Source organism: Kitasatospora sp. NPDC056273 (assembly GCF_042268845.1).
Classification (GTDB): Bacteria; Actinomycetota; Actinomycetes; order Streptomycetales; family Streptomycetaceae; genus Kitasatospora.
Genome location: NZ_JBHJSJ010000012.1, coordinates 134,035 through 152,363, shown reverse-complemented (window position 1 = coordinate 152,363; position 18,329 = coordinate 134,035). Strand labels below are relative to the sequence as shown.

The 18,329-nt window shown below is 73.9% G+C and carries 13 protein-coding genes; 6 read left to right on the top strand and 7 right to left on the bottom strand.

The genetic code is table 11. From position 1 onward, the window contains the following. The first annotated feature begins 101 nt into the window (after positions 1–101). On the top strand, positions 102–1,253 hold the full coding sequence (locus ACFCY1_RS13775; protein WP_375874664.1) for a cytochrome P450: 1,152 nt from the start codon (positions 102–104) through the stop codon (positions 1,251–1,253). A 168-nt stretch (positions 1,254–1,421) separates the two neighbouring features. Here the strand turns inward: ACFCY1_RS13775 and ACFCY1_RS13770 are convergent, their stop codons facing one another. Next, the gene (locus tag ACFCY1_RS13770; protein ID WP_375874663.1) at positions 1,422–2,606 is read right to left on the bottom strand and encodes a macrolide family glycosyltransferase; all 1,185 of its coding nucleotides are present in this window, start codon (positions 2,604–2,606) and stop codon (positions 1,422–1,424) included. Between the two features lie 441 nt (positions 2,607–3,047). Between ACFCY1_RS13770 and ACFCY1_RS13765 the strand changes: the two genes are divergently transcribed. Then, positions 3,048–4,082, top strand: a complete 1,035-nt coding sequence (locus ACFCY1_RS13765) for a 3-oxoacyl-ACP synthase III family protein (RefSeq protein WP_375874662.1) — start codon at positions 3,048–3,050, stop codon at positions 4,080–4,082. A gap of 18 nt (positions 4,083–4,100) precedes the next feature. Here the strand turns inward: ACFCY1_RS13765 and ACFCY1_RS13760 are convergent, their stop codons facing one another. Next, positions 4,101–5,384: an amidohydrolase family protein gene (locus tag ACFCY1_RS13760; RefSeq protein ID WP_375874661.1), complete on the bottom strand. Its 1,284-nt coding sequence runs from the start codon at positions 5,382–5,384 to the stop codon at positions 4,101–4,103. 236 nt (positions 5,385–5,620) lie between these two features. Here ACFCY1_RS13760 and ACFCY1_RS13755 point away from each other — a divergent pair, with 236 nt between their 5' ends. Then, on the top strand, positions 5,621–6,685 hold the full coding sequence (locus ACFCY1_RS13755) for an alpha/beta fold hydrolase (RefSeq protein ID WP_375874660.1): 1,065 nt from the start codon (positions 5,621–5,623) through the stop codon (positions 6,683–6,685). Here the strand turns inward: ACFCY1_RS13755 and ACFCY1_RS13750 are convergent. Genes ACFCY1_RS13750 through ACFCY1_RS13730 form a run of 5 tightly spaced genes read right to left on the bottom strand, consistent with a single transcriptional unit; the run spans position 6,675 to position 13,195 of the window. Further along, positions 6,675–7,979 carry an NAD(P)/FAD-dependent oxidoreductase gene (locus tag ACFCY1_RS13750; protein ID WP_375874659.1) on the bottom strand — a complete coding sequence of 435 codons (1,305 nt, stop codon included), beginning with the start codon at positions 7,977–7,979 and terminating at the stop codon, positions 6,675–6,677. The two genes, ACFCY1_RS13755 and ACFCY1_RS13750, sit on opposite strands and share 11 nt — an antisense overlap. Further along, entirely contained in the window at positions 7,976–8,767 is a 792-nt protein-coding gene (locus ACFCY1_RS13745) for an ABC transporter ATP-binding protein (protein WP_074005906.1), read from the bottom strand. The genes ACFCY1_RS13750 and ACFCY1_RS13745 overlap by 4 nt, the downstream gene beginning before the upstream one ends. Further along, the gene (locus ACFCY1_RS13740) at positions 8,764–10,629 is read right to left on the bottom strand and encodes a dipeptide/oligopeptide/nickel ABC transporter permease/ATP-binding protein (protein WP_375874658.1); all 1,866 of its coding nucleotides are present in this window, start codon (positions 10,627–10,629) and stop codon (positions 8,764–8,766) included. Before ACFCY1_RS13740 ends, ACFCY1_RS13745 begins: the two co-directional genes overlap by 4 nt. A 2-nt stretch (positions 10,630–10,631) precedes the next feature. Beyond that, positions 10,632–11,600, bottom strand: a complete 969-nt coding sequence (locus tag ACFCY1_RS13735) for an ABC transporter permease (RefSeq protein ID WP_375874657.1) — start codon at positions 11,598–11,600, stop codon at positions 10,632–10,634. A gap of 11 nt (positions 11,601–11,611) precedes the next feature. Then, entirely contained in the window at positions 11,612–13,195 is a 1,584-nt protein-coding gene (locus tag ACFCY1_RS13730; protein ID WP_375874656.1) for an ABC transporter substrate-binding protein, read from the bottom strand. A 225-nt stretch (positions 13,196–13,420) separates the two neighbouring features. Between ACFCY1_RS13730 and ACFCY1_RS13725 the strand changes: the two genes are divergently transcribed. The 3 genes from ACFCY1_RS13725 (at position 13,421) to ACFCY1_RS13715 (ending at position 18,249) form a co-directional block, all read left to right on the top strand. After that, entirely contained in the window at positions 13,421–15,115 is a 1,695-nt protein-coding gene (locus ACFCY1_RS13725) for a DUF885 family protein (RefSeq protein WP_375874655.1), read from the top strand. Between the two features lie 310 nt (positions 15,116–15,425). Then, positions 15,426–15,761, top strand: a complete 336-nt coding sequence (locus ACFCY1_RS13720) for a DUF5132 domain-containing protein (protein WP_049651148.1) — start codon at positions 15,426–15,428, stop codon at positions 15,759–15,761. Between the two features lie 190 nt (positions 15,762–15,951). Further along, positions 15,952–18,249: an ATP-binding cassette domain-containing protein gene (locus ACFCY1_RS13715; protein WP_375874654.1), complete on the top strand. Its 2,298-nt coding sequence runs from the start codon at positions 15,952–15,954 to the stop codon at positions 18,247–18,249. Positions 18,250–18,329: the final 80 nt, after the last annotated feature.

Sequence of the window (18,329 nt, the reverse complement as noted above, 5' to 3'; positions counted from 1 at the left end):
ACCGCACCGCAGCCATCCGACGATCCCAGGGGGAACCGTTGCCCCAGACCGAGAACCTCACAATCACTGTCCCCGGAGCACGGCTGGTCCCGATGCACCGCATGGAGCTGCCGTCCGTGGGGCCGCCGCGCCGTGAGCAGCTGCCGAACGGCACTCCGATCTGGCTGGTCACGCGCTACGACGACGTCCGCCGGGCCCTCGTGGACGCCCGGTTCAAGCGGTCGCTGCTGTTCGCCCCGGACGCGCCGCCGCTGAGTGACACGCCCAATCTGGGCAGCGACCGGGACTCGATGTTCCACAAGGACGGGATCGAGCACCACCGGATGCGCCGCGTCTTCCAACGGGCGTTCACCCCCGGCGCGATCGAGCGGTCGCGTCCGTGGGTGACCTCCGTGGTCGACCGGCTGCTGGACGACCTCGTGCGGCTCGGCGCCCCGGCCGATCTGGTCACCGGGTACACCAGGCCGCTGCCGAGCGAGGTGATCGCCAGGATGATGGACCTCCCCGGCGAGGACCTCGGACGCGTCCGGGACTGGACCGAGCTCGCCTTCGCCACCGCCGACCGCGACCCCGCCGAAGTCATCCGCGCGATGCGGGAGTTCACCGCGTACGTGGCCGGGCTGCTCGCCGGCCGCCGACGCGCACCCGGCGACGACCTGGTCAGCGCCATCGTCCGGGCCGCGGACCGCGAGGGTGAGGTGTCCGAGCGCCAACTGGTCAACCTCGTGTGCGGGTTGATGGTGGCCGGACACGAGACCAGCATGACCACGCTGGCCAACGCGGTGCTCTACCTGCTCGCCGAACGCCCCGACGCCTGGAGCCGCATCGGCTCGGACGAGGCGGCGGCCGCCCTGGCGGCGGAGCGGCTGCTGCACACCATCCCCCTGGGCGCCAACAGGGAACGCCCCGGAAGCCTCCTTCGTACCGCCGAGGAGGTCGAGCTGGGCGGCGTGACCATCGGCGCCGGCGACATCGTCGCGGCCGACCGCACCACCGCCAGCCGGGACCCCGGCGTTTTCCCACCCGATTCCCTCAGCCGGCTGTTCGACCCGCTGGAAGCCGGCACCCTGGCCTTCGGCGCCGGTCCCCACTTCTGCCCCGGCGCGTGGCTGGCCCGCCTCCAGATGCGGATCGCCCTCCACCGTCTCGCCGCCCGCCTGCCCGGCCTGCGCCTCACCCTGCCGACCACCGGGATCGAATGGCGGCTGGGCACCTCCACCCGCAGCCCCCTGCACCTGCCCGCCACCTGGTGACGAGCCGGACGGCACCGATGCTCCGGGACAGCCGTCCTCGTGAACGCCGGTGTCCCGGAGGCCAGGCGGTCGCCGTCGACGGAGACGGCGACGACCGGTCCACACAGCTCTTGACGATCACGTGGTGGCCGCACCCGCTTCCGGTGAGGGCGACGCAGGAGCGCAGAGTCACACGGAGTGCTGACGGAGGTACAGCTCGATCACATCGGCGCCGCGTGTGACTCCACCGCTTCGCAGGATGGCTTGGCGCATTCCCGCAAGGCTGACGCGTACTGCCGGGTCTGAGGCGACCCTGTCGATCGCCGCCCGCAGTGCCTCGGCGCTCACCATGTCGGCGTCCAGGCATTCGCCGAGCCCGAGTTCCCCCAGGCGCCCGGCGTTGGCAGCCTGCTCGGGTGTCCGCGGGACGGCGACGAGGCCGACCTCGTAATGCAGCGCCTCCATAACGGAGTTCATTCCGGCGTGCGATACGAAGGCGGTGGCATGGCGGAGTACCGCCAGTTGCGGGAACCGCGACCGGACGTCCACCCGGCTCGGGATGGCGCCGAGTACGGCAGCATCCGTATCGCCCACGGTCATCGCCAGCTGCCAGGGCCCGTCGGCGATGGCGTCGATGCAGGCGCGGTAGAACTCCGGGCGACCGTTGAAGACGGTGCCCAGTGAGACATACAGCAGTGGCGCGTCGGGGTCGGGCGGCGACCAGTGCTCGGTCTGCTCGCGACTGCCCATCGAGGGGCCGACGAAGTGAAAACGTTCGTCGAAGCTGTCAGCGGCCGGCTGGAACTCTCGCGGGACGAACACGAGGTTGAGCCCGTCCGCCATCGTCATGGTGTCGGCGACACCGAGCGGGACGCCGTACTCGGTGGAGAAGGCCTCACAGTCAGCGGCGAGCAAGGCCATCGCCGGATCGCCGGTGTCGAGCCCTGCGGTCAACTGCCGGTCCAGTGAGTACGCCTCGTTCGAGGCGAGGTGAGGGAAGCACTGCACGGCGGGGATCCCCAGCCTCCTGGCGATGGTCCGGGCAGGCCAGTTCGTCGTGTCGTAACAGATTGCGTCCACCGGCTCCGAGGCACAGTACTTCTGCAACACCGGGTAGGTCGCGCGCATTGCCGCGAAGTAGTGGCGTAACCAGCCGGCCACGGCCTCTGGGCCGATCTTCGATGGTGGTGTGAACGGCTCCAGCGGCGGCAGTTCCAACCAGCGTGCGCCGGCACTGGTGACCGCGGCGGCGTGGCCTGCTCCGGTGGCGTAGTCCACCTGGTGCCCGCGCCGTACGAGTTCCTCGACCAACGGCACCATTGGATTGATGTGTCCATGCCCGGCTAGGGTCATGAAGAGTAACTTCTTCGGCACGGGGACACCCTGGCAGCACCAGCGCCGCAACGCCATCGAGATTCGCGACTCGCCGCAGCCACCGGCGGCGATGATGCCCGGGCCGCCGTCGAGCCCCGCAGTTCGACGTCCTCACCGCCGACGACCCCCGGTGCACCATTGGATCGGTCATCCGCGCTCTTTTCGTACGACTTTTCGGAGTGGACGGTCAATTGTGAGAGCGGCGTATTCCTTTTTCCTGCGCGGATCCATTCCAGGAAGCCGGTCGATAGCACATCACGGCGACTGGATGTCAATTGGTCGGCGGCTTCGTCACGCTTACGGATTACCACGAGACATCTGGCCCCGATGTTTCATGGAACGATGCGACGGTACTGAAAAATGACGGACCGGCAGGGGAAGGAAAAGAACCATGGGAGCCTCTCGCGGCGGACCGATCGAATCCGGGCGGAGCACCCTGCTGTGACCGTCACCGTGGAGCAGACGCTGCACCACCAGACCGGCGCCGGCCTGCCCGTGCCGTTCGCCGTCGCCGGGACGGGGGTGCACCTGCCGCCGGCCGTCGTCACCAACCAGGAGCTCACCCGCACCCTGGACACCAGCGACGAGTGGATCACCAGCCGCACCGGTATCCGTGAGCGCCGGCGGCTGGCCCCGGACCTGGCGACCTCCGACATGTGCGTCGCCGCGGCCCACCCGGCCCTGGAGGCCGCCGGGGTCGGGCCTGCCCAGCTGGACGCGGTCATCGTCGCCTCCTACACCGGGGACCAGCCGCTCCTGTCGACCGCGTTGATCGTCAAGGACGCCCTTGGCGCCCACCGCGCCCTGTCCCTGGACGTCACCCAGGCGGCCTGTGCCTCCGGCGTCCAGGCCGTGCTGATCGCCGCCCACCTCCTGCAGAACCCCTCCATCAGCACCGTCCTGCTGCTCGCGGCCGACTGCGCCTCCAGGGTCACCGATCCGACCGACCGCACCGCCGGGGTGTTCTTCGGAGACGCCGCGGCGGCCGTGGTGCTCACCCGCACCGACGAGGCCGGAGCGGGCCTGCTCTCCTACGACCTGGGCTCCCAGCTCTCCTACGGCGTCCAGATCCCCGCCGGGGGATCCCGGCTGCCCACCACGGCGGCCACCGTCGCCGCCGGGGAGCACTATCTGCGGATGGACGGCCGCGCCGTCTGGAACACCGCCACCGCCCGCCTGCCCGAGAGCATCGCGAGCGCCGCGCACCGGGCCGGTGTGCCGGTCGACCGGATCCGGTACTTCTTCCTGCACCAGGCCAACCTGAACATCCTCACCGAGACCATGACCGCCCTGGGCGTTCCCCGCGAGCGCGTCCCCGTCACGGTCGACCGACTGGGCAACACCGGGTCGGCCGGGCTGTTCACCGCGCTCCACGCCACCGTGGCCGAAGGCGCCCTGCTCCCGGGGGACACCTATGTGCTGTCCGGGATCGGTGCGGGATTCCAGTGGGGAACCCTCTGCCTCCGGCACGCCTGACCGGCCACAGCGAGGGGGTCAACCGAGTTCGTTCCTGTGGACGACGCCGTCCTTGACGATCAGTCGCAGGTTCCGTTCGGGGTCGGCGAGCACGGACAGGTCGGTGGTCGGGTCGCCGTCGACGACCAGGAGGTCGGCCCAGGCGCCCGGCGCGATGACGCCGAGCGGTGCGGCACGGTAGGGGTCCCGGCGGCCGGACAGGCGGAACAGCTCGGCGTTGCCGGAGGTGGCCGTCCGCAGGGCCTCGACCGGGCCGAGGTGGCCGCCGAGCCGGACGAGCATCTCGTTCTGCCGGTGGGCCTTCCCGGGGTCGAAGACCAGGTCGGTGCCGAAGGCCAGCCGCACGCCGTGCCGCACCGCCCAGCCGATGGTGCGGGCGACGCCTTCGCAGACCTCGCGGTTCTTGCGGGCGCTGTCCGGCGAGGCGTAGTGGTGGTCGTCGACCTCGAACGGCTGGGTGCTCAGCCAGACGCCCTGCTCCGCGAGGTGGCGGACGGTGTCCTCGTCGAGGAGGTGCCCGTGTTCGACACAGCGCACCCCGGCCCGCACCGCGCGGCGGACGCCTTCGGAGGTGTAGACGTGCACGGTCACGTAGGTGCCCCAGTCGGAGGCCGCGGCGACGGCGGCCTCCAGCTCGGCCGGGGTGAACTGCAGGACGTCCAGCGGGTCGAACTCCGAGCTGACGCCGCCGCCGGCCATCAGCTTGATCTGGGTGGCGCCCTTCCTGAGCTGTTCGCGCACCGCGGCGAGCACCCGTTCCGGCCCGTCGGCCACCCGGGTGAACCCGAGCTGCTCGCTCCGGGCCGGCGGCCCGCCCAGGGCGGTGGGGGCGTCGTGGACCGTCCCGAAGTCCCCGTGGCCGGAGGTCTGGGAGACGGCCGCCTGGCTCGGGTAGATCCGCGGGCCCGGGAACAGCCCGCCGTCCAGCACCCGCCGCAGCGGTTCGGTGTCGCCGGCCATGTCCCGCACCGTGGTGAAGCCGCGCATCAGCATGGAGCGGGCCGCGGCCAGGGCCTGGTAGTAGACGGTGCCGGTCGGGGCGAGCTGGAGCTCCGCCATGGTGCCGCCGGCCGCGAACAGGTGGACGTGGGCGTCGGTGAGCCCGGGGATGAGGGTGCGGCCTCCGCCGTCGAGCACCGTCGCGCCACCCGGGGGACCGGACGGGAAGGGACGGCCCAGCACCACCTCTGAGATCCTGTCCCGCTCCACCCGGACGTACCCCGGCGCCGCCTCCGCTCCGGTCCCGTCGAAGACGCGCACGTTCGTCACCAGCAGCCCGGCACCCGCTCCGTCGACACCCATGCCGCCATCTTCGACCGGTCACGGAGCCGGGACCAGGGGGCCGGACGGATCGGGTCGGTCCGGCGGTGCCCGGCCGGCAGCCGACCGGCACGGCCCCGGGTGCGTCCGGGGCCCGGAATGCCGGACTGTGGGGGAGTTGATCAGGGTGAGGGCACGAGTGGGCGGGAAAGAGAAGGCCAGGGGGCAGTTGTCGGACGCGCTGCTGTCGCGGAGGGCCGATGCGACGGGACGGACGAATGGCGAACTCCCTGCTCGCAGTGGTGAGCCGGGACTGGATCGGGGCGCCGGTCGCGCTGGCGGTGGCGGCAGCGGGCGGTGGCCTCCTCGCGGTGGGGGCGGCCTGGTCGGTGGCGCTCGCTGGCCTGGCGCTGGCCGTCGGGGTGCTGCTGGCGGCCGGGGCCGTTCGGCACCTGGTGCTGGTGGCCCGGGAGGCGCGGGCGCATCCGCCGCCGGGGCGGTTGGTGGACGTGGGCGGTCACCGGATGCACGTCCTCGCCGAGGGCCGGGCCGGGGCGGGGCCGACGGTGGTCTGGATGCCCGGCGGGCACGCCCCCGGCGAGGACCTCCGGGAACTGCACACGATGCTGTCGGCCCAGGCCCGGTCGGTGCTGGTCGACCGCCCGGGGACGGGCTGGAGCGACGTCGGGCCGTTCCCCCGGACGACGGCGGCCGAGGCGGCGGAGCTGCCGGCGGCGCTGGAGGCGGCGGGGGAGCGGGCACCCTTCGTGTTCGTCGGCCACTCCTTCGGCGGGCTGCTGGTCGCGAACGTGGCCAGGCGCCGGCCGGACCTGGTGGCGGGGCTCGTCCTGCTGGACCCGACCCCCCTGGAGGTCATCGCCTTCGCGCCGCCCAACGGGCAGCTCGCGGCGCTGCGCCGGGGCGTCCTGCTGACGGCGGTGCGGCAGCTGTTCGGCGCGCACCGGGGCCCCGGCGGCCGGACCGGGCCGGGCTGCGCCGCCGCGTCGATCTTCGCCGAGCTGTCGCCGTCCGGGCTGGCACGGGTGGGCTGGGAGACCGTGGTGTACGACGGGGACCTCGGGGACCTGCCGCTGGTGCTGGTGGTACCGCGGGACCTGATCGGCGGCGAGGCGGTGCTGGCCGGTGCCCGGGACGCGGTCGAGGCCGAGCGGATCAGCCGCTTCTACCTCCGCAGCCGGGTCCGCTACCTGGCGGCGTCGACGGCGTCGAGGCTGGTGTACACACCGGCGGGGACGGGTCACGACTTCCCGCACGAGACGCCCGAGTTCGTGGTCGGCGTGGTCGGGGACCTGGTGCGCGAGCTGCCCGTGATCAGCCCATGACCGTCCGCGCGGAGTCCGTCCGGACCGGGCGGCGACGGGAGAAGGTGCCCAGGTCGACCACGGTGCCGGTGTGGTCGCAGCGGAAGTGCACCGGGTCGCCGTCGTGGTCGTGCCCGGCCTCGACGCGGTCGATCAGGGTGGCGAGGTAGCGGCCCACCAGCGGGGCGTTCTTGAACTGGTTGCCGCTGGTGCCCATCGCGACGTAGTAGCCGTCGAGGGCGGTGCGGTCGTAGATCGGGGTCCAGTCGTCGGCGACGTCGTACACGCCCGCCGCGCCGAGGGGCCGGTTGGGGACCCGGAGCGCGGGGAACCGGCGCGCCGCCCGGGTCACCTGGGTGCGGAAGCGCCGGGCGGTGGGGCGGGGATCGGCCCCGTCCGGGTCGTCGATCCACTCGTGCGGGTCGCAGTCCGGCTCGGTCCCGCCGACCAGGAGCTGCCCGCCCGGGGCCGTGCGGACGTAGGTGCCGACGTCGAGGTCGGCGACCAGCGGGAAGGGGTCGGCGGTCCGGACGTCCGGTGCGGGGACCTGGTGGACCTCCTCGCGCAGCGGACGCACACCGATCGTGAAGTCGGCGCCGACGCCCGCCAGCCGGTTGAGGCCGCCCGACCACGGGCCGGCGGCGTTGACCACGACCGGTGCGGCGATCCGCGAGCCGTCGGCCAGGCGGACGCCCGTGACCCGGTCCGCGTGCCGGTCGACGGCCACCACGGTGTGGTGGAGGAGGAGTCGGGCGCCCAGCCCGACCGCGGCGTCGGCGAGGTTCAGGGCGGCAAGCTGGGGGTCGTCGACGTATCCGGCGTCCGGGGTGAACAGGGCGCCGAGTTCGCCGGACGGGTCGGCGAAGAAGGCGTCGTCGTCCACCGGTTTCGGCGGCCAGTACCGTCCGGGGTCGATCCCGGGAAGGCGCTTGCGCAGCGTCGGGGCGTCCCACCGCTCGTACGGGACGCCGGCGCGCTCGAACAGGGCGGCGGTCTCGGAGGGTTCGACCTCGGGGGAGTCGAGCAGCACGGCGCCGGTGCGGTGGAAGGCGGCGAGCGGGCGGGGGCCGGTGAGCCGCAGGTGGTCGGGCCAGGACGTCCAGAGGTGCTGCGCCTCCCAGGCGGTGGCGACGCTCGCGAAGGTGGAGTAGTTGAAGCGGATGATCGCGCTGGAGGCGCTGGTGGACCCGTGGCCGACGGCGCCCGCCTTGTCCACGACGACCACCTGCCGCCCGGCGCGCGCGAGTTCGAGGGCGACGGCGGCGCCGATCACCCCGGCTCCGACGACCACGGCGTCCGGTCGAACGTCGGTCATGGCGGCCCCTCCCCGGGCGGCGGCGTGCGCAGGCTCGGCACGGCGGCGAGTAGCGTCCGAGTGTACGGGTGCCGAGGGGCGCGCAGGAGGGTTCCGGTGGGGGCGGTCTCGACGATCCGGCCGTGCCGCATGACCGCCACCGCGTCGGAGACGTGGCAGACCGCCGGCAGGTTGTGGCCGATGAACAGCATGGACAGGCCGAGGCGTTGCTGGAGTTCCCGGATCGTGTTGAGGACGGAGGCCTGCACCGAGACGTCGAGCGACGAGGTGATCTCGTCGGCGATCAGCAGGCCGGGTTCGACGGCCAGGGCGCGGGCGATGGCGACCCGTTGGCGCTGCCCGCCGGAGAGCCGGCGCGGCAGCCGGTCGGCGAGCCGCGGGTCCAGGCCGACGAGGCCGAGCAGTTCGGCGACGCGTTCGGCGCGTGCGGGCCGGTCGAGCCGGCGGAAGACGGTGGCCGCTTCGACGAGCGTCTGGCGGACCGTCATCCGCGGGTCGAGCGCGGTGTCCGGGTCCTGGAGGACGACCTGGACCAGGCGGCCGAGCCGGCGGCGGTCGCGGACGGTGCGGGTGCGGGCCTCCCGGCCGTCGAGCAGGACCCGGCCGGCGTGCACGGGGGTGAGGCCGACGATCGCGCGGGCCAGGCTCGACTTGCCGGAGCCGGACTCGCCCACGAGCCCGAGCGTCGTACCGGACGGGACCTCCAGCGAGACGCCGTCCACGGCGGTGACCGGGCCGCGCGGGCCGGGGTGGCGGACGGTGAGGCCGGTCACCTGGAGTTCGGTCATGACGCGGCCACCGTCTCCGGGTCCGCCGCCACCGGTACCGGGGACCAGCACGCGACCCGGTGGCCGGCGTCGAGGTCCTCCAGCGGCGGGGCCTGCTCGGCGCAGTGGTCCCGGCGGCGCGGGCAGCGGGGCTCGAACGCGCACCCCGGGGCGGGCAGCAGCGGGTCGGGCGGTGCGCCGTCGACGGTCCGCAGCGGCCGGTCGCGGTCGGCGGTGAGCTCCGGGACCGAGGCGACCAGGGCCCGGGTGTAGGGGTGCCGGGCGCCGTCGGCGAGGCGGTCGGCGGGCAGGGCCTCGACGATGGTGCCCGCGTACATCACCAGGACGCGCTCGCAGAACTCCCCGACGAGCGCGACGTCGTGGCTGATGAACAGGATGGCGGCGCCGGTGTCCCGCCGGATCTCGGACAGCAGCCCGGTGATCTGCCGCTGCACGGTGACGTCGAGCGCGGTGGTCGGCTCGTCGGCGATGATCAGGCCCGGACGCACCATCAGCCCGGAGGCGATCATCACGCGCTGGCGCTGGCCGCCGGAGAGCTGGTGGGGGCGGGAGCGCAGCAGCGCCGGGGAGAGGGCGACCCGGCGCAGCGCGTCGGCGGCCTCCGCGGCGGCCCGGGCACGGCTCGCGCCCCGGTGGGCCCGGACGGTCTCGGTGAGCTGGGTGGCGATCCGCAGGGACGGGTTGAGCGCCGAGGCCGGGTTCTGGAAGATCACCGCCAGGCCGGTCGCGAGGTGCCGGTCCCGTTCCTTCGGGGGCAGGGCGGCGAGGTCGGCCCCGAGCAGCCGCAGGGTGCGCCGGGGCGCCCGGGCACCGTACGGCAGCAGGTCGGCGACGGCGAGCGCGGTGAGCGACTTGCCCGACCCCGACTCGCCGACGAGCCCGACGGTCTCGCCAGGCCGCAGGGCGAGGCTGACGCCGCGCACCGGCCGGATCACGCCGTCAGGGGTGGGGAGTTCGACGTGGAGGTCCTCGACCTGGAGCACCAGGCCGTCCTCGGCGGGGCCGCTCGCGGCGGGCGTCGGTACGGGCGTGCGCGGCGCCGGGCCGCGCCGGGCGACGCTCCCGGCCAGGACCTCGCCGAGCAGTTGGAAGGTCAGGGCCGCGTAGAGGATGGCCAGACCGGGTGCGAGGGCGGGCAGCGGCTCGGCGTAGACGCGGTCGAGCCCCTGGTTGAGCAGCTGCCCCCAGTCGTAGCCGGGCGGTTGGACGCCCAGGCCGAGGAAGCTCAGCCCGGAGAGGGCGACCAGGGAGGTCCCCGCCGCCGTGGTGGTGGCCAGGAGCAGGGGCTCGGCGATGTTGGGCAGGACGTGCCGCCAGAGCAGCCGCAGGCGGCGCAGGCCGAGGACCCGGGCCGCGGCCAGGTGGTCGGTGCCCGCCACCCCGGCGGCGAGGGTCTGGGCGAGCCGGGCGAAGCCGGGGACGCCCGCGGCCGCGAGGGCCAGCATCGCCCCGGCGGCGCCCGCGCCGAACACGACCGCGAGGAACATCGCGACCAGGAGCGCCGGGAAGGCGAGCAGGAGGTTGACCAGTCCGGCGGTCAGCCGGCGGGCGCGCCGGCCGAGCACGGCGGTGGCGGCCCCGAGCAGGACCCCCGCGCTCGCGCCGAGCAGGACGGCCGCCAGCGCGAGCAGCAGGGAGGGCCGGGTGGCCGCCAGGACCCGGGAGAGCAGGTCCCGGCCGAGGTTGTCGGTGCCGAACGGGTGCCCCGCGGACGGCCCCTGGAGCACCGCCGAGGGGTCCGGGCGCTCGGCCGCCGCGCCCCAGACCAGCGGTCCGGCCAGCGCGAGCAGGACGAGCGAGGCCAGCATGACGGCGGTGACCCAGGCCATGGGCGAGCGCCGGAGGCCGGACGGAAGGCTCATGGTCACATCTCCCTGATCGCCGAGCGGGGGTCGAGCACGGCGAGCAGCACGTCGACCAGGAGGCCGGCGAGCAGCACGGTGGTGCCCAGCACCAGCACCATCGCCTGGACCACCGGGTAGTCCTGGGCGACCACGGACTGCGCCATGGCGGAGCCGATGCCGGGCCAGGCGAAGACCTTCTCGACCAGCACGGTGCCGGCGATCAGGCCGGGCAGCAGGCTTCCGGCGACGGTGAGCGCGGCGGTGGCCGTGTTCGGTGCCGCGTGCCGCAGGTAGTACCGCGCGGGGGACAGCCGTTTGCTTCGGGCGGTGCGCAGGTAGTCCTCGTCCAGCACCTTCAGCGCCTCCACCCGGACGATGCGCAGCAGGACGGCGGTGGGCGCGAGGGAGAGGGCGAGGACCGGCAGGACGAAGGACTCGACGCCCGCCGCACCGGCCACCGGCAGGAGTTGGAGGCCGACGGCCAGCAGCGCGGTGAGTCCGGCGGCCAGGACGAAGTCCGGGACCCCGGTCAGGCCGGCGGTGACGGCGGTGAACGCCAGCTCGGTGCGCGGGCGGCGGCCGTCGCGGGTGCGGACGGCGGCGAGCAGGCCGCCGGGCAGGGCGACGGCGAGGGTGGCCAGGAAGGCCAGCCCGGCGATCTCCAGGGTGGCCGGCAGCCGGGTGCGGACCAGCTCCGCGACCGGTGTCCCGGTGGTCAGCGAGGTGCCGAGGTCGCCGTGCAGGAGGCCGCCGAGGTAGTGCCGGTACTGGGACGGGAACGGCGCGTCGAGCCCGAGGCTGTGTCTGCGGGCGGCGACCAGGGCGGGGGCGGCGTCGACGCCGAGCGCGGCGCGGACCGGGTCGCCGGGGACGAGGCGGATCATCGCGAACGAGGCGGTGAGGACGACCGCGAGGGAGAGGAGCAGCCGGACGGTGCGGCGGCCGAGGAACACGGTCCAGGGGTGCCGCAGCAGTCGGGGTACGGACATGGTGGCCCCGGTCACTGGTGGAGGCGGATGCTGGTGGGGACGAGCTGGCCGCCGAAGGTGGTGGTGAAGGTGGTGCGGTATCCGTACACGCCGCTGCGGCCGTCGGCGATCGGCAGGGCGTCGGCCGCGCGGAAGAGCGCGGCGGCGGCCCGGTTCCAGGTGCCGCAGCCCGTCGTGTCGGTCTCCCGGAGGGCCTGGGCGACCAGGGCGTCGTACTCGGGGTTGCGCACGCCCGCGAAGTTGAGGCCCTGGGCGGGGGTGGGGCCGGAGAAGAAGGGGATGAAGCCGACCGGCAGCGCGAAGCCCGGCGAGGTGCCGACCACCACGTCGAAGTCGGCGCTCTGGTACATGGCGTTGACGAGGGCGGGCAGGCTCTCGCTGACCAGGTCGACCCGCGCGCCGAGCGCCGTCCACTGCCGGGCCATCAGCTCGGCGACGGAGGTGAGGGTCGGGCCGAGGTCGGGGCTGGTGATCAGGCGGAGCCGCAGCGCCCGGCCGTCCTTGGTGAGCGGGCCGCCGGGGGAGCGGGTCCAGCCGGCCGCGCGCAGGGCCTCGGCGCCGTCCTGGGCGGGCAGGTTGGCGTCGGCGAGGTCGGCGTGGCAGACGGCGCCCGGGGCGCCGAGGTCGCCGGCGGGGCGGCCGGTGCCGCCGACGGCGACGTTGGCGAGCCCCTGGCGGTCGAGGGCGGAGACCAGGGCGCGGCGCAGCGCCGGGTCGGCGAGGGCCCGGCCGGGGCGCTGGTTGAAGAAGGTCAGCCCGACCACGGTGGCCACGTCGGTGACGGCCAGGCCGTGGCCGGTGAGCCGGGCGCGGTCGGGACCGTTCACGTTCGCGATGTCGACGCCCCCGGTGAGCAGCAGGTTCGCCGCCGTGGAGGCCTGGGGGACGACGGAGATGACGATGCGCGCGGGGAGGCCGGGCTCAGCGGTGCTCGCCCCGGCCGGTCCCCAGGTGTAGCCGTCGCGGACGGTGAACTCGTAGGGCCCGCCGGGGGTGTAGCGGGTGAGCACGTAGGGGCCGGTGCCCTGGGTGGTGCGGGCCAGCGACCGGGGGTGGTCGAGGCCGGCCGGGCAGACGATCGGCAGCAGGCCGATGCTGCGGGTGAGGAACGGGAAGGGGGCGGTGGTGGTCGCGGACACCGTGCCGGTCGTGTCGTCGGCGGTGGCGGTGAACGGGACGTTCGGCAGGACGGTCTGGGCGCCGGCGAGCTGGTTGGCCGGGTCGCCCGCGTAGCTGAGGGCCCGGGCGACGGCGGAGGCGGTGAGGGGTGTGCCGTCGGAGCAGGTGACGCCCGGGCGGAGGGTGAAGTCGGCGGTGGTGGCGGTGGCCTGCCAGGACGTGGCCAGGCCGGTGACCAGGGTGCCGTCGGGGGCGACGTTCACCAGGGAGTCGTAGGCATAGCGGGCCTGGGAGGCGCCGAAGGTGGAGTACGGGTCGAAGCTCGGGGTCTCGCCGGCCGCCGCGATCCGGACGGTCCCGCGGTCCACCAGGGGGGTGCTCGTCGAGGACGTGGCAGTGCTGCCGCAGCCGCTGAGCGCGAGGGCGGCAGCGGTCAGGGTGGCCGCGAGGGCGGCCGGCGGGGGGCGACGGAGCATGGCGTCATGGTGCCACCGGGCCTTGGCGATGGCGAGTCAACTCACCTGGGGGAAAGGCGTGTTCGATTCAAGGGGCGCAGTGCTCCCGCCTTGTGGGGAGCGGTGGGCGCCGGGGCGCGGGGCTCGGCGGCGGCGTGCCCCTGGTTCACTCTTTCGAGGGGTGTCGGGGCCTGTAGGCCGTCGGCCGGGTGACCTGGCGGTCCGTCGTCGCCACACTGTGTCGACATGACGACGAACGAGCCGGGCCGTGAGGTCGGCCACCTGGCGGACCGCTACTGGGAGTTCCTGCTGGAGCGGGAGCCGTTGCTGCGGGTCCGCCAGGGGCTCCCGGTCGACTCGCTGCCGGGGGCGTCGCTCGCCGCGTCCGAGGAGCGGGAGCGGTTCGCGGCCGGCGTGCTGGAGCGGATGCGGCCGCTCGACGGCGCGGAGCTGTCCGGCGCCGATGCCGACACCGCGGCCGTCCTCGTGGCGCTGGCGGAACAGGAGTTGCGCGCCCACCGGTGGTACTGGCTGACGCCCGCCGCCACGCCGTACCGGCTCTTCCCGCTGTCGCTGTACGTCGATGCCGTCCTGGGCGACTTCCGCTTCGCCGAACCAGCCGACGGTGAACGGTACGTGGCGCTGGTGCACGACCTCGCGCGGGTGGTCGGCTCGATCGGTGACAAGGTGGCCGGCCAGGCCGCGCGCGGTTTCCGGGTGCCGGCGCCGGCCCTGGCCGGGGTGCGGGCCACGGTCGAGGGCCTGCGGTCCTCCGCCGGGCGCCGGGTCACGGTGGCGGACGACCGGCTCGGTGGGCTCGGGCCGGCCGGGCGCGGACGCCTCCGGGACGGTGTCCGGCGGCTGGTGGAAGCCGAGTTGGCGCCGGCCTTCGACCGGCTGCTCGGGTGCGTCGACGACCCGGCGTACCCGGGAGGGGCGCCGCAGGACGTCGGGTGGGCGCACTACGAGGGCGGCGAGGAGGCCTACCGGGACTTCGTCCGGACCCACACCGGGAGCGACACCGGGCCCGAGCGGCTGCACGAACTCGGCCGCGACCAGTGCCGCGAACTGGCCGAGCGGATGCGGGAGGTGCGCGCGGCCCTCGGCTTCCACGGCACCGAGGCCGGGTTCCACGAGCGGCTGCGGACCGAGTCCCGGTTGTACGCCCGGACGCCCGAGGAGGTCGAGGCCCGGTTCCGCGGCCACCTCGACCGGCTGGAGCCGCGGCTGCCGCAGTGGTTCGCCACCTTGCCGGCCGCGCCGTACGGGCTGGCCCGGTTGGATCCGGCGCTGGAGCCGGGGATGACCTTCGGGTACTACGAGGCCCCGACCGCGGCCAGTGCGGTCGGGCGCTACCGCTACAACGGCTCGGACCTGGACCGGCGGTCCCTGATCGGCTCGGCCTCCCTGATCTACCACGAGCTGGCGCCCGGGCACCACTTCCACCTCGCCCGGCAGGCGGAGGACGCCGCGCTGCCGCGACTGCGCCGCGAGGCGGTGGAGTTCGGCGCGTTCAACGAGGGCTGGGCCGAGTACGCGGCGGGGCTCGGCTGGGAGATGGGCCTCTACGAGGACCCGTGGGACGCGTACGGGCGTCTCGCGCAGGAGCGGTTCACCGCGCAGCGGCTGGTCGTCGACACCGGGCTCAACCTCGGGACGATGGACCTGGCGGGGGCGCGGGACTTCATGCGCGCCAACTCCACGGAGGAGGACGGCCAGATCGCCTCGGACCTGCTGCGGTACTCGACGGACCTGCCGGGGCAGGCGCTCTCCTACCGCGCGGGCTACCTGGAGTTCGTCCGGCTGCGGGCGGAGGCGGAGGCCGGGCGGGGCGCCGGGTTCGACGTGCGGGCCTTCCACGAGGCGGTGCTGGGAGGTGGCGCGCTGCCGTTCGCCGCCCTGCGCCGGAGGGTGACGCGGGAACTGAAAGGTCGCGACTGATCGATAAATAATATTATCTGATCAATTGATTGGCGTACATACCAGCGTTCGTTCTGGGTTATGTTCGGATTGCACTCGCACGAGTGAATCCCCTTGGGAGTGTTTGGTTTTGGTGAGCTCGACTCGACTACGGTGACGGAGGATCGGGCGGTGGACCCCATCGGCGAGGAGTTTCGGTTCCGCGGGAAATCCGCGACGGGAACCGGTCATCCCGCGAGACGGGTACTTCCGTCCGTCCTACTGTGGGCGCTCCGGATTCCGAAGCGCCCGGGTCCCCTGTCATTCGTCTGCGTAGAGAGATGGGAACACCATGCCGCCCGTAGTTCCGCCGTTCCTGATCGGTCTCGTTGTCGCGCCGCTGGCCAAGCGCCTCCTCAAGCCACTGGTGCGCGGTGTCGTCAAGACGTCCGTCGGCATCGTCATGGAGGTGAAGAAGGCCGCCCACGAGGCCGGCGAGAACATCCACGACCTCGCGGCCGAGGTGGCCGCCGACATGGTGGCGGCCCAGGTCACCTCCGGTGAGGGTCACCGCGCCGCCGAGGACGCGGCCCCGGTCGAGGAGAACGCCGGGGCGACCACCCCGGGCGACGCCGAGGCGAGGGCCCCGAAGATCCGCGCGACCGCCGGTGCCGGCAAGGCGCACTGACGCATCGTCATATCCTGACCCGCCGCCTGGACGCACCGCGCGACCGAGTTCGCGCGCCGCGTCCACGCGGTGGCCGGCCGACGGCCTCCCGGCCGCGTCGTCCGCCCGTTCAGAATTCCGCTCCGTCGCAGTGTTCCGTCATGCCCGATGGCGGATCGCTCGCGACCTCTGCAAACAGGTGATCGTACACATGCCATCTCTGCTGGGTGCCGCGGCCGGATTCCGCTCCGTGGATCCGGACGTGAGCCCGCGCTCGGTCATTCCGGGCCGCCAGCGCTGGGACGTCAAGCTGGTCCTCGGACGGCCGAGGACGGCCGAAGTCCTCACGGCGGCTCTGCGTCGCGTCCCCGGGATCACCGAGGCGCAGGCGAACCCGGTCACCGGTGGGGTCCTCGTCCGGCACGAGCCGCGGCTGCCCGCCGCGGACGTCGGCCGGATCCTGCGCCGGGTGGTCGCCCGGGTCGCGGAGGGTCCGGTCAGGACCGCCCCGCCGGCGGCGGCCCGGCCCGCCGCCGGACCGGGGGCGCGGCCGGACCGCGTTCCCGTCCTGCGCCCCGTCCTCGCCGTGGGCGGCGGGGCGGCGGCCGGCCTCGCGCTGATCCGCGGGTCGGCGCTGAGCAGGCAGCTGGTGGCACTCGGCGGGGTCGCCGTCGCGACGGTCGCCGTCGTCCGGACGGCATGGCGTCGAGCGGTCGAGCGGACCAGGGAGCTGTCCGGGTCCGGCAGCGGCCGGCATCCGCTGCGGGAGGTCGTCGGGCCGCACCGCCGGCGCCTCTACCGGGCCTCCGCGCTCTCGGTCGCCTGCCAGGTCTCGGAGATGGCGCTCGGCACCTTCCTCGGCTGGACCGCCCTGGTCCTCATCAAGGGCGAGGCCGCGCCGCTGGTCCGCTTCGGGCTGACCACCGCCACCGCCCAACTCTGGGGCCTGGCAGGGCTGGTGACCGTCGCCTGTGCCGCCGTGGCAGGCCTCTCGTACGCCTCGAACCTCCAGTGGCGCGGGCTCGGCCAGGACATCGAGCACGACTGGCGCAGCCGCACCTACGCCCATGTGCAGCACCTCGAACTGGGGCAGCTGGAAGGCGAGCGGACCAGCCGGATCGCCGGCGTGCTCACCGACGACGTCCGGCAGCTGGGCAGCTTCTTCGCCACCTCGGCCAACGACGTGCTGCAACTGGGCACCAGCCTGGCCCTGTTGGTGCCGGCGTTCCTGCTGCTGGCCCCGCAGATCGCCTGGATCGCGTTCCTGCCGATCCCGGTCATCGCCTGGCTGTCGCTCCGCTACCAGGACAGGGCCGCGACCGACTACGCCGTCTCCGGCGAGCGCCGGGCCAGGCTGCACAGCCAGCTGGTGAACACCCTGGAGGCCGGCGCCACGGTCAAGAGCTTCTGCACCGAGGACTACGAGGCCGAGCGCATCGACCGGCTCAGCGGGGAAGCCCAGGAGAGCAACCGGCAGACCGACCGGGGCACGATCCGGCACGCCGAGGTCGTCCGGGTCTGCACGACGAGTTCGATGGCCGGCACCCTGCTGCTCGGCGGCCGCTCGGTGCTCGACGGCACCCTGCGGTTCGAGGTGTTCAGCCCGCTGATCGGGCTGCCGCAGATGGTGATGCTGCGGATGAACCGGCTCGGCGGCATCGTCGACCAGTACCAGCGCACGCTCGCCGCCTACGACCGGGTCCACCGGCTGGAGGCCCTGCCCGTCGAGACCGAGGGCACCGGGGGAGCGCTCGACGTCGAGACGGTGAAGGGCGAGATCGTCCTCGACGGCGTGACCTTCGCCTACCCCGGACGGCCGCCGGTCCTGGAGGACCTCTCGCTGACCATCCCCGCCGGGCAGGTCACCGCCCTCGTCGGCGCCACCGGCTCCGGCAAGACCACCGTCGCCAAGCTGCTGATGCGCTTCCAGGACGCGGAGTCCGGCAGCGTGCTGCTCGACGGGCGGGACGTGCGCGACCTGCGCCGGCGCGACCTGCGCCACGCGATCGGGTTCGTCGCCCAGGACGCCTTCCTCTTCGACGGCACCATCGCCGACAACATCCGCTACGGCAGTTTCGGCGCCTCGGACGAGGCCCTGGTGGAGGCGGCCACGATGGCCGAGGCCCACACCTTCATCGCGACGCTGCCGGACGGCTACGACACGGTGATCGGCGAACGCGGCGCCGCCCTCTCCGGCGGCCAGCGGCAGCGGATCGCCCTGGCCCGCGCGATCCTCAAGGACGCGCCGGTCGTCGTCCTCGACGAGGCCACCTCGGCCGTCGACAACGAGACCGAGGCCGCCATCCAGCGCACGCTCCGGGCCTTCTCGGCCGACCGTACGATGGTCGTGATCGCCCACCGGCTCTCCACCGTCCGCCACGCGGACCGGATCTACGTCATGGACAAGGGCGGCGTCGTGGCCGAACAGGGCACCCACGCCGAACTCCTCGCCCGGCACGGACTCTACGCATCCCTCTGGCGACTCCAGGCCGGCGAACTCGCCGCCTGAGCGCACCAGGCCGCTCCGCTCGCCGACAGCGTGATGCCACCGACCAGGCAGCTCCGCTCGCCGACAGCGTGATGCCACCG